Source organism: Paenibacillus sp. 2KB_22 (assembly GCF_052115745.1).
Lineage (GTDB): Bacteria > Bacillota > Bacilli > Paenibacillales > Paenibacillaceae > Paenibacillus.
Map to the genome: position 1 here is coordinate 189569 of NZ_JBFRHG010000005.1, position 12474 is coordinate 202042.

A 12474-nucleotide genomic window follows, 5' to 3' on the forward strand; every position below is an offset into this window, starting at 1 on the left:
ATCAATCAAACTCCTTTTTCGTCCACTCGTCTTCCGGAATCGGCAGATCTTCACCCGAGAAGCGCTGCTCCTTGAACGGATCGGCAAAATGGTGGAACCCATTCACTTCCCAGAATCCGTTACGGTCTTCGGTCATGAACTCCAGCCCACGTATCCACTTCGCACTCTTCCAGAAGTAGAGTTGGGGCACGACCATACGTAATGGAAAACCATGCTTGGGCGTTAGTGGCTCGCCGTTATATTTGAATGCAAGCAATACATCGTCATGCATTAATTCTTCGAGCGGTACATTCGTCTCATAATCATGATCCGCATGGATCATCACGTATTTCGCTTCCGGTTTAACGCCAAGAAGTTTCACAAAATCAGAGAAGCGAATGCCTTCCCACGGCGTATCGAATTTCGACCAGCGTGTGACACAGTGAATATCACTCACCGTGTTCACCTGTGGCATCGCCTGCAACTCAGCCAGGGAAAACACCTTCTCTTCTTCCACTTCGCCGAATACCTTCAAGTCCCAGGTGGACAGGTCATATTCTGGCACTTCCCCTTCATGCAGAATCGGGAATTTCTCCGTCAACATCTGTCCCGGCGGCAAGCGATCTCCATAATCATTGCCCGCTTTGGGTGCCGGGGCTTTTCCTTTTTTCAAACGTTCAGCCTTGTTATGCAAGTGGAATTCCTCCTTCTTCTTCTGCCTCTAGCATGGGCATTCAGGAATTAACGCGAGCTTCCGCCCGCTTTCAATGCATCTTGTGCATAAGTACGGTCTTTGAAAAAGAACATCGCGACCAGCGTCACAATATACGGCAGCATCAACGTGAAATGGGTTGGCAAGGAGAAGCCTTGCAGACGAATACTCAATGCTTCCATGAAGCCGAACAGCACACTGGAGCCCATGACGCCAAGCGGATTCGCTTGTCCCAGCATCGTTGCAACGAGTGCGATGAAGCCACGACCAGCGGTCATGCCTTCGGTAAACATCGTCACCTGACCGAGCGACAACTGCGCGCCAGCCAGAGCACACAACACGCCGCACATCAGAACCGCACCATACTGGATGCCGCGTACCTTGATCCCGATGCTCTGTGCTGCAATCGGGTTCTCACCGACAGAGCGCAAGCGGAAGCCGGATACACTTTTGAACAGATAGAATTGCAGTCCAATCACGAGCACAATGCCGAGATAGACCAGGGGACTATGCCCCGATAATACATCGCCCACCCACGGGATGTCCTTAATCAGCGGAATATCCCACTTGGGAAGTCCAACCATGTCTTTGTCGTAGTATGCACCTTTTACATCAAAAATCGCACGCAGTGCAAAGGTCGTCACTCCCGCAGCCAGGAAATTGAGCGAGATCCCGACCACGATGGCATTAGCCTTGAGATTAATACTTATAAAGGCAAAGAGCGCCGAGAACAACATCACAATTATAATGGAAAAGAGTACAGCCAACAGCACATTGCCAAACAGATAATTACCGACAATGGCGGAGAATGCACCGATCAAAACCAGTCCTTCAAGACCCACGTTGAACAGACCGACACGGGAACATAAAGCCCCACCGAGCGCTGCAAGCAGGATTGGAGTCATAATCCGCAAGGTTGAGCCAAACATGGCTGCATCAAACAGTTGTTGCATTGGACTTTTTCTCCTTTCTCCGCTTCAGGAATGAATAACCGATCTGAGCTGATACAAATAACGTCAATACTGCCTGGATGACACTGCCGACTTCCAGCGGCACATCCGTATTCCGTTCCATCCCCATGGCACCTGTCTGTAACGCAGCGAGCAAAATGGCTGCTACAGCTGTACCGAGTGGATGCGAGCGGGCAAGCAGCGTGGCCATAATGCCGCTCCATGCATAACTTGCCGATGACAACGAGCCATCAAGGAAACGGTACTGTGTACCCAGCACTTCTCCCGCACCTGCAAGTCCAGCAAGTCCACCACTAACGACCATGGACAGCATCATCATGCGAATGCGGCGAACACCACCGTAGGTTGCAAAGGACGGGTTGCTGCCGAGCATGCGGATCTCGTAACCCGTCACCGTTTTGTGAGTGAACCAGTAGATCAGCATAGCCGCGACAATGGCAATGATGAAGCCAGCATGCAGTCCCATGCCCTGGAACAACTTCGGCAACCAGATACTTTGGTCAATCATGGGTGTCTGAGCCATCGCTGCTGATCCAGTCCGATCCTTGAATGGATAGGAGACCATGTAACCGCCAAAATAGATGGCAATATAGTTAAGTAGTAAAGTTGTAATCAACAGATTCATGCCGAAACGAGCATCCAGCCAACCTGCAAACAGAGACCAGACTCCTCCGGCAACAATACCTGCTACAATCGCAGCAATACACACGAACCAGCCCGGGCCTGGCAGATAGAGCGCCGTGAGCGCGGCACTGAGCCCGCCAAGAATCATCTGGCCTTCGGCTCCCATATTGAAAAATCCGGCACGGAATGCCAAGGCTACGCCAAGTCCCGCCAAGATGATCGGTGTGGAACGAGCCAGTGTATTGGTGAAGAAGTAGAAGTTGCCGAAGGCCCCTTTCCACATCTCCGCATACGTATCCACCACATTACCGCCAACAATCAGAATCGCCACAGCCCCTGCAATCAGACCGATGAATACGGCAAGCAGCGGCTGTACGAGTCCGCGAAGTGTTTCTTTTACCCGATTCATATCCGCTCTTTCCCTCCTGCCATTAACAAACTGATCTGTTCCTCAGTTGCTTCCTCTGCTCTCAGTTCCCCGGCAATTTCACCTTCATACATCACAATAATGCGATCCGATAATTGCAAAATCTCAGACAACTCCGATGAAATGAGCAGAATACCCGCACCTTCACTACGTTTGCGTAGCAATTCGGCATGAATCGTCTCCATCGCTCCGATATCCACACCACGTGTTGGTTCGGCTGCAATCAGAAACGGTGTATCTTGTGCAAATTCACGAGCGGCAATCAGCTTCTGCAAATTACCTCCAGACAGAAACTGTGCCTTGGTCTCCGCAGAACCCGTCTTGATGCTGAACTGTTTGATCCAGCTTTCTACCATTGTTCTTGCTGCTTTGGCTTTGATGATGCCGCGCGACTGCAAGCGATGATGATGTCCCATCAGCCCGTTCTCGCGAACACTCGCATCCTTGGCCGCTCCCCACATGTAACGATCTTCCGGAATATGAGCAAGTCCATGCTCCCTTATGCGTCGTACAGGCCAGTTTGTTGTATCCTGCCCGGAGAGCAAGACACGACCACTGTCCGCCTTACGCAGTCCCGCAATCACCTGAATCAATTCAGATTGGCCGTTACCCGAGATGCCTGCTATACCAACGACCTCACCTTTACGAACCTCCATATGGATCTCCTTGAGCGCCGAACGATCCTTCGCTCCGGACAGATTGACCCCTTCCACCTGAAGCACCGCTTCGGCTGGAACCGATGGTTGCTTGTCCATACGCACAAGTTCACGACCAACCATCAGACGGGACAATTCCTCCACATGTGTATCTTTGGCTTCCAACGTACCCGTTACCTGACCATCCCGAAGTACCGTAATCCGGTCGGCTACATCCATGACTTCTTGCAGCTTGTGCGTGATTAGTACAAAGGTTTTGCCCAGCTTTGCGAGTGATTTCATGTTCGCCAGCAGTTCCTTTACTTCCAGCGGCGTCAGTACCGCCGATGGTTCATCCAATATAATGATGTCTGCGCCCTGATGCAGCACCTTGAGTATTTCAACACGCTGTTGCATGCCCAGTGGGCATTCGGACACTTTTTTCCACGGGTCAACCGGCATGCCATATTGTCTGCCAAGCTCATTCACCTGGGCGGCTGCTTTTTTACGGTCAAATGCACCTGCCTTCGCCGGTTCGCGCCCAATCACGATGTTCTCCGCCACCGTAAAGGAAGGGAACAGCATGAAATGCTGGTGCACCATACCGATGCCACTTGCCATCGCATGGGACGGCGTAGCGAAGCTCACTTCGCGTCCACGGACTTTGATTGTTCCTGTCGTAGGCTGTTCCATACCGTACAGCATACGCATCAAGGTTGTTTTACCGGCCCCGTTCTCACCTACAAGGGCATGAATCTCTCCCTCACGCAAATTAAAACGGATGTCCCGGTTAGCGGTGAAGTCGCCGTATTTCTTCGTAATGTGCTCCATCTCCAACAGCATATCTCGCGTTCGCTCCTCTCAGTTCAACTTAAAAGGTTACACTCGTCACTACGATGACAGAACAACCTTCCGATCGCTGTTATCCCCAGATTTTTCGATTCCCTTTATATAAAGGGGAAAATCCGGAGATAAAAGCGAGGTGTATGCTTCCGAAGTAGCTTTCTTTCAGAAAGCTTTTAGCTTAGCTTCTTCAGGTTATTTCTGTCCTCTTCGTTATCGTGTAAACGATAAGTTGAACATATACTGGTCATTTAATAGCAGCAAAACCGGCTGCCTGATCGGGCAGCCGGCTGATCATTTTTCCATCACTCATTCATTGAAAAAGAACTTTCAAAACTATTGTTGCAATGGATCTTTGACTACGATTTTACCGGATACGATATCATCCTTAATTGCTTTCACTTTGTCGATCACTTCTTGTCCAACAAAAGCATTCAGCGGAGATTCGCTATCACGTGTAACGTAAGTCAGGCCCACACCGTCTTCTTTCAAGCCGTAGTTCACTGCACCTGCTTTGAAATTACCTTCTACAAAATCTTTCACAGTCTCATAAGCAACCGTATCGGTTGATTTCAACTGAGACAATACGATATGTTCCGGGTCTTCAACAGTACGGTCCGTATCCTGACCTGAAGTATAGAAGCCTTTTTCTTTCGCTGCTTCGAACACACCAAGATCACCTACAGCGGATGCGCCAGCGATGAAGTCAGCGCCTTTGCCGAATTGTACGAGTGCCAATTCTTTTGCTTTGGCCGGGTCATTAAATCCACCTACATAGTTCACGAGGAATTCTGCATCCGGATTCACGGATTCCAATCCCGCTTTGAAACCTTCTGTATATTTCTTGATCAATGGTACGTCCATTGCTGCGATCATGCCGACTTTGTCTGTTTTGGTGGACAATCCAGCAGCTGCACCGAGCAGGTACGCCCCTTCATATTCACGGAAACCAACGCTACGTACGTTAGGCAGATCCACGGTTGTATCTACAATTGCAAAGGACTTGTCCGGATTTTCTGCAGCGACTTTCTTCAATGCATCTTCTGCCTGGAAAGTTGCTGTAATAATCAGATCATAATTCTCAGCAACCGCAGCACGCAGATTTTGTTCAAATGCTGCCGGGTCTGTCGATTCAATCGTCTTGGTGTCTACTTTGAATTCTTCGCCTGCTTTTTTGAAGCCTTCATCCATCTGTACAAAGAAAGGGTTAACCCCTATTTTTTCGGGAAGTACGAGGGCCATCCGAAGAGATTTCTCCGAATCACTGCCTTGGGCGGATTGTTCGTCTTTGGAAGCCGAATTCCCACAAGCTGCCAACAAAATAGCCAACATGATGATTGATAAGACGAACGATAAACCTCTTTTCATTTTGAAAATACCCCTTTTCAATATTCTTTTTTCTTATCCTAGCGGATACTGTCGATCCTTGTCAATAAATCTTTGAGCGTATACACTCAATTAGAATATATTTGATGATTTGCTTTCTACCAAGCTTTGGAAACCGCTTTATAGCAAGCTTTTTTTCCGTTGACATCCAGCGCGTCTCCGTGCTAAAGTCAATCCAATTATTCTATTCTGATAGGATTTGTCAGGATTATAACCAAAAGCTACTTATTTTCCAACCCATTTTAAGGAGGCTATTCATTTGAAAAAAATCACCCAGATCACGTTGGCGGCCCTGCTCGCCGCTCCGGTAACACTCGGCAGTCTAAGCTTGCCCGCTTCGGCTTCTGCAGCATCTGCAACTCCGGCTAAACCAACCACTTCACAAAGTGTCAAAGGACCAGTAGCTCAGGCTCCAGTCGCTTATACGGAAAGAGCAGCGGATTTTGCTCAATTCTTGCAAGCGAAATACAACATCCAATTGCCGCAACAGATAACCAAAGGTGATTTTATTCAAGCCATTGCAGCCATCACGGAAGCAACTCAAGCAAGTGACAGTGAAGCCAAAGTTCCTGTCTTTACCGATCTGGCCTCGGGTGATTCCTCTTATGATGCTGCCGTTTCCTTATACAATAGTGGGGTTCTTACAGGTACAGAAGTACGTGCCAAGGATCAACTGAGCACTTATGCTGCCGTCTTCATCGCGGTGAAAGCAGCCGGATTCAAGGAACTCGCTTATACATATCCCACAGAGAAAACGGCCAAAGCACTTGCCAAAGTCGGCATTAGCCCGAACCGTGTTCAGGGACAAGCCGCACAGGAACTGGCTGCAGCGATTGATACAGGCCTGATTCCCGAAAATCTGTACCCCGCTCTCCTTAAGGGTGGCGTAGCAAGTAAAGATTTCGCTAATACTTTGCTTGGACGCGTACTGGTCAGTCAAGGGAAATACAAACATGAGATTGGGCGTTCCGGCGATGCGGACATCTATTCCAAACTATATGCCGCATATCGCACAGCAGATCTGATCGAATCACCTGAGCTGAGAAAGATTGTGGATCAGGCCCTGCGAGATGATCTCGTCACAGGTTACAATCTGAAGGATAGCCGCTTTGATTCCAACTTTATCGATGAACTGACACTTACCTATGGACACGATAACATTCAACATGCTGTACAGTTGGTTGGTTTGCTTCGTAGCGAAGGCATTGACGCCGATGTACAATTCCAGCCGAAGACATCTGCCTTCATTTATTTGAAGGAATGGGGCGAGCCGAAGGAAACACCAGACTATAAAGTTACACAGATCGAGAACGGCAACTATATTGCTTCTGCAAAGGAATATGATATTCAGTTCGAGTTCAACAATGTGGCAGACAAAGTCCGCTTCAATGATATTGTTCTGAAATATGCCAAGAAGAACAGTGACAGTACATCTCCATTGATTCTCAGTTCCTGGTGGCAACCACTTTATTACTCACCAACGGCATTGGCCAGCTATCCGGTCATTTCCAATAATAAGATCGCGCTTGGCAATTACTATGCTCAGTCCTTCTCTCTGAAAGAAAATGCCAAATCCATTCGGGAAGGTTTCCTGAAGCTGGCTCCTGATGCGGATATTACGACGTACGACTTCTGGGTGGACCAGCCTTTCTTCAATTATCTGAACGGTGGTTCCGAATAAAATAAATCCCATTTCCAACCGTATTAAAGCTCGTATTTTGCCATGATAAGCAACCGTCTTTACCGAATTTTCCAGGGTTTTCGACCCCTTGATTCGTAAAGACGGTTTTTTGTTCAGCATTCTGCAAATTTCTTCTAAAAAATCATTTTTCTTATGCAGGAATTACCAATATCAGGTCGAATCATATATGTACACAAACACGCAATCACATTGCATATCTCCGCACGAAGGAGTTACTCATGGTATATGACGGTATTTTACTTGGCTTGATTGTTGGATTCTTTCGAGGCGGGCTGCGGCATGGGCTCCATCAGTTTGCAGCACTCAAGTTGCGAAGTGGCTGGATTTTCCCTGTACTGCTGCTAATCCAGTTCTTTATTTTCTATCTGCAGGAACGATTCGAATGGGTGGCATCTATTAATGGTTATCTCTTTGCTGCCGTCTACATTACAGGACTCGCATTTTTGTGGCTCAATAGGCACCACACCGGTTTTATGCTCATCTGGATTGGTGTGTTTCTCAATTTTGCCGTGATGGCTGCCAACGGTGGTCGCATGCCGGTTTCTGTGGAAGCCTCCTCTGTATTGGGACCCTATTATGTAGACATGCTCCGGGAAGGCGGAGCCGTATCGAAGCATTTTATGATGGATGCGTATACACGCTTGCCTTTTCTCGGTGATATCATCCCACTCTCCAGCCCTTATCCACGAACTCAAGTTATCAGCATCGGTGATGTGGTCATGAACGTTGGCATATTCCTTTTTATCCAGTACATGATGGTGAACCGGGAAAAAAAGGCTGTGCAACCTGCTAAAACTTATCAGGCTTAAAGAGAACCAGGTAGACTCCAAGGAAGGGAGGTCTTCTCCATGAAAAAATTTGAAGGTGTGAAATATTCCCGCATTGTCATCAACGTAATCATCGTGGCTTCTGTCGTTGTAGCATTAACTTCGGGATACAAGCTGGGCGGCTAGTATCCATACCGCCAAACAAGACAAACAGGCTGCCAGCGGCCTGTTTTTTCTTTCTGGATTTTTGCCAGGCAAATTGGTATGTTAAACATCTATATAATATATCCCAATACAAGAACAACAATTATATACACATCAAGAGTAGACTAAACCCAAGCAGGAGATTTTTTATGAACTTTATTCGTAACCTTATCCATAAGGCAGATCGAAGCAGTCTGTATGTTATTTTGCTTAGCTGTACCGGGATCGGTGTTTTTCTGTACATGAACAAGTGGTCTTACCTTCATCTAACCACGGCGGATTGGGTCATGGTCTACACCATGCTGGGCGCGGCGTTAATTCTGGATTATTTCACGTTCCAGATTCCACCCAAAGGCAATCAGCAATCCATGGATTCATCGGTATACCTTGCCTGTATATTCATGTTTGGCGGAGCTTTCAGTTTATCTGTACTGCTCCCTGTCTCCATCATCCTGTTAGTCAAAGATCGCAAGCTCACCTGGTGGAAACACATTGTCAATTTCAGCATCTACAGTCTCATGATTACGGGCGCAGCTGCTGTGTTTGAGTGGACTGGCGGGCAATCGGGAACGCTGGACGGCTATAATCTGCTTCCTTATTTTGCAGCGCTTGCAGCCTACTTCATCATCAACACGATCACACTTGGCTTCTTCTTTCATTTCTCAACAAAGGATGCATTACAGCAGATGAAGCGGGCATTCGTTACCGAATCCCTGCTGGTTTATTTATGTACGCTGATTCTGGCGCTAGTATTGACGATTCTGGTTGTGCACAATGGCGTGCTCGGTCTGTTGTTGTATCTGAGTCTCAGCATTCTGCTCTCCCATGCATTCAAGCAGTTGTTTGTCATGTATCAGACCATTGAGGAGAAAGCTAACACGGATCAACGCACAGGTCTGTTCAACCATAGTTATTTTGAAAGTATGTTGGAAAATGAACTGACTACCGCTCGTACGCAGGGAACACCGCTCTGTCTTGGACTGATTGATATCGATGATTTCAAAAAGTATAACGATCGGTTTGGCCACCTCCAAGGCGACAGTCTGCTGGCCCTGCTGGGGGATTTCCTGATGCGAAAGACGGAAGGTACACCTGTTACGGCCTTTCGTTACGGAGGGGAAGAGTTCACGCTGCTCATGCCAGGAATGGAATTGGACGAATCCTACAAGTTTATGAATAAGCTGCGCAAACAACTAAATGACACGCCGTTTGAAGGCGTTGAAGTGTTTCCGCACGGTTGTCTCTCCTTCTCGGGTGGTGTCGCACCCTATCAGGTGGATATGTATAACAAATCCCAGCTCGTGGATCAGGCAGATAAAGCACTGTATTATGCGAAGAAACAGGGCAAAAACAACGTGCACCGCCACGGAAGCAATGATGGTATGGAACACGAGATTGATCTGGTACAGGACGTTCGTGACATCGAGCAACAGCTCAATCTGTTCAGATACAAGGATATGGATACGTTTAAACATTCCAAACGGGTCTACAAATATTCACTGGATATCAGTGAATTGCTCGCATTGGACAATGCGGAGAAACGCCGTTTCGTGCTGGGAGCACTGATTCATGACATCGGCAAACTGGAGATTCCCTGGTCGATTCTGAACAAGAAAGACAAGCTCACCGCAGAAGAATGGGAAACGATCAAGGGACATGTCACCTGGGGCAAAAAAATGGTCATCACGAACGATCGCTTCGCCGATCTGATTCCGTATATTGAACTTCACCACGAGCGCTATGATGGCAAGGGCTATCCTTACGGCCTAAAGGGTAACGAGATTCCCCGGCTGTGCCGGATGCTGACCGTAATTGACTCCTTTGATGCCATGACGACAGAGCGGCCGTATCAGGAGACCAAGAACGTCGAGGAAGCTATTCGGGAGCTGCGCGCATGTTCGGGTTCACAGTTCGATCCAGAGCTTGCCGAGTTATTCATTCGATATATTGAGAAAAGAACCGCTCAGCAACAGTTGCTGTAAGATAAATGAAGCTTTCTATGTATGCTCTTAAAAAATCAAAGCGCTATCCCCGGTCTGATCGGAGATAGCGCCATTTTCATTTTCATGGAATGAATCGTACACCAGACATCTTCATTCTCGTGCAGATTCTACATTAAGATTTGGTATTCAGTTCATGTGAGGTCTGATGCAGCTCTTTGATCATCTGCTGCAAAAACATGTTGTCTTGGCGACTGATACCGTGCTGATTGTCTTGAACAAGCATCTGGTGAATGTTCTTTTTGAGCAATTCACTGCGACGTTCCAATACTTCTTGACTCATGTTGTTGCTTCACTCCTTAACATGTTTTGTAATGAATTCACGTTCTATATAAGTATAGAGGACCTTCTCCGATAGGGAAAACGGACTCAGCCTTCCTCAGCTGTTCACACCAACCCTCACCTAGCGTGACAACATTTCACCCCTTGTCGTTCTTAGATATCCTTCTAAATACTCCCTGATCCTCCCCAGCTTTCTCCAAACACACAGACTAGGGTCTTGGACAAGCTTGCGTTATAATGGTCCCATCCCTGTATAAATAAATTACCTTATTCCGTTAATCCTAGATCAAAGGAGTTCTGCATTCATGTCCTATAAACAAATCAAATGGATGATTCTGCTGATCCCCACATTTACGGTTGGCATCTGGGAATATATTCGCCATCAGTTTCTGATGCCGTACCTTTCAATGGATGCCGGGAACTGGTTAACGCCGGTCATCGTTTACCTCGTCAGCGTGACACTGCTCAGCCGATTGTTCCACATGCTCGAAGGTGCCAGGGCTGCTCTGGAGCAGGAACGCGCAGCGAAAGCAGCTCTGGAAGCTCGTGACCAATTGGCCCGGGAACTTCACGATGGCATATCTCAGTCTCTCTTCCTGCTGTCAGTGAAGACCGACAAAGCAGGCCGTAGTCTGGCAGGAACCGGACATGAGCATGAGATCCAGGAGATTCAAAAAACCGTGCATGAAGTCAATACATATGTAAGGCAAGCGATTGCCCAATTGCGTTATGTTCCTTCCTCTACCGTAACATCAGAAACTATTTCACTGCATGCGCAGGTCGAAATGCTCGTCAAGGAAACCGTACCTGGTGCAAAGATTCATTGGGACCTGAGGGGTGTAACGTTCTCTGCCAAGGAGCAAGTGGAACTGCTCGCCTGTATCCGGGAGGCTTTACTGAATGTACGCAAACATGCACAGGCTACCCACGTTCAGGTTCACGCGGAAGGTAACCCCATTGCCTGGTTCATTTATATTCAGGATAATGGTAACGGACTAAACGGAGATCCTCTTCATCTGAAGGATCGGTACGGACTGCGAATTACGAAGGAACGTGCTGCCGAGATGGGTTGGTCTTTCACCCTCGATTCAAGACCGGGGCATACACGAATGACAATTGGAAAGGAGCATGCTTAATATGGAACATGTACGTGTATTGGTTGTTGATGATCATGCGCATGCGCGTGAAGCGATCTGTAGCATTTTATCCGAAGACAGCCTGTTTGAAGTGATTGGCACAGCTTCGAACGGACAGGAAGCGTTGGAGCTCACCGGACAATGGATGCCTGACCTGATCCTGATGGACGTGCAGATGCCGGACATGGATGGGTTGGAAGCCACCCGTCAGATCAAGCTGCGATTCCCTTATGTTATTGTTGTTATGGTCACGGTATCGGATGATGTGACCTTCCTGTTCGAAGCACTGAAGCAAGGTGCTCAAGGCTATTTGCTCAAAAATCTAACGCCTTCTACCTGGCTTGAATACCTGCGCGCCATCGTCAGCGACGATGCACCGCTCAGTAAGGAACTGGCCTACCGGATTTTGCAGGAGTTTCCCGCACCACGCAGTGAAGATGTGCAAGATAATCCACTTACGGCGCGGGAGCTTGAGATTCTGCAATGGGTATCCGCAGGATATACCAATCGGGAGATCGCCGATCAGCTCGGTATTTCAGACCAAACGGTGAAGAATCATCTTAAAAACATTTTGCAGAAGCTCCAGCTTGAAAACCGGGTACAACTCACCCGCTATGCGCTAGAAAGCGGGCTTGCGGGACGTAAACTTCGCAAATAGCGTGGCTTCGTAGCAATATGTGAATGGTAGCATGAACGTATCCCACACCAATATGAGATTTGTAACATAAGACGAGATGGGTGCTCTGTACCATACACATTCATGCTTTTGTCACAATTATGCAGAACAAATCGTTTTTTTATAGCCC

The 12474-nt window shown here is 47.8% G+C and carries 11 protein-coding genes; 5 read left to right on the plus strand and 6 right to left on the minus strand.

All coding sequences use genetic code 11. The annotated features are described in order from the left end of the window. Nucleotide 1: 1 nt before the first annotated feature. The 5 genes from AB4111_RS24850 to AB4111_RS24870 form a co-directional block, all read right to left on the minus strand. Nucleotides 2–673 carry a sulfite oxidase-like oxidoreductase gene (locus AB4111_RS24850; protein WP_210109989.1) on the minus strand — a complete coding sequence of 224 codons (672 nt, stop codon included), beginning with the start codon at nt 671–673 and terminating at the stop codon, nt 2–4. A 47-nt stretch (nt 674–720) separates the two neighbouring features. Then, a complete protein-coding gene (locus AB4111_RS24855; RefSeq protein ID WP_076332630.1) occupies nt 721–1644 on the minus strand; it encodes an ABC transporter permease in 924 nt (307 codons plus the stop codon). Continuing rightward, the gene (locus tag AB4111_RS24860) at nt 1628–2695 is read right to left on the minus strand and encodes an ABC transporter permease (RefSeq protein WP_105601547.1); all 1068 of its coding nucleotides are present in this window, start codon (nt 2693–2695) and stop codon (nt 1628–1630) included. Before AB4111_RS24860 ends, AB4111_RS24855 begins: the two co-directional genes overlap by 17 nt. Continuing rightward, entirely contained in the window at nt 2692–4191 is a 1500-nt protein-coding gene (locus AB4111_RS24865) for an ABC transporter ATP-binding protein (RefSeq protein ID WP_442033625.1), read from the minus strand. Before AB4111_RS24865 ends, AB4111_RS24860 begins: the two co-directional genes overlap by 4 nt. Nucleotides 4192–4527: 336 nt before the next feature. After that, nucleotides 4528–5559, minus strand: coding sequence for a BMP family lipoprotein (locus tag AB4111_RS24870; protein WP_017691014.1), 1032 nt, complete (start codon nt 5557–5559; stop codon nt 4528–4530). Between the two features lie 277 nt (nt 5560–5836). Between AB4111_RS24870 and AB4111_RS24875 the strand changes: the two genes are divergently transcribed. The 3 genes from AB4111_RS24875 (at nt 5837) to AB4111_RS24885 (ending at nt 10232) form a co-directional block, all read left to right on the plus strand. Further along, nucleotides 5837–7258 carry a hypothetical protein gene (locus tag AB4111_RS24875; protein ID WP_442033626.1) on the plus strand — a complete coding sequence of 474 codons (1422 nt, stop codon included), beginning with the start codon at nt 5837–5839 and terminating at the stop codon, nt 7256–7258. A 239-nt stretch (nt 7259–7497) separates the two neighbouring features. Beyond that, complete coding sequence (locus tag AB4111_RS24880) at nt 7498–8088, plus strand: DUF5317 domain-containing protein (RefSeq protein WP_442033627.1); 591 nt, start codon at nt 7498–7500, stop codon at nt 8086–8088. A gap of 311 nt (nt 8089–8399) precedes the next feature. Then, nucleotides 8400–10232, plus strand: a complete 1833-nt coding sequence (locus AB4111_RS24885; RefSeq protein ID WP_442033628.1) for a bifunctional diguanylate cyclase/phosphohydrolase — start codon at nt 8400–8402, stop codon at nt 10230–10232. Between the two features lie 133 nt (nt 10233–10365). Here AB4111_RS24885 and AB4111_RS24890 read toward each other — a convergent pair whose 3' ends face one another. Beyond that, the gene (locus tag AB4111_RS24890; protein WP_017691019.1) at nt 10366–10533 is read right to left on the minus strand and encodes a hypothetical protein; all 168 of its coding nucleotides are present in this window, start codon (nt 10531–10533) and stop codon (nt 10366–10368) included. A gap of 304 nt (nt 10534–10837) precedes the next feature. Between AB4111_RS24890 and AB4111_RS24895 the strand changes: the two genes are divergently transcribed. Next, entirely contained in the window at nt 10838–11668 is an 831-nt protein-coding gene (locus AB4111_RS24895; RefSeq protein ID WP_442033629.1) for a sensor histidine kinase, read from the plus strand. Between the two features lies 1 nt (nt 11669). Further along, on the plus strand, nt 11670–12326 hold the full coding sequence (locus AB4111_RS24900; RefSeq protein WP_017691021.1) for a response regulator: 657 nt from the start codon (nt 11670–11672) through the stop codon (nt 12324–12326). The last annotated feature ends 148 nt before the right edge of the window (nt 12327–12474 follow it).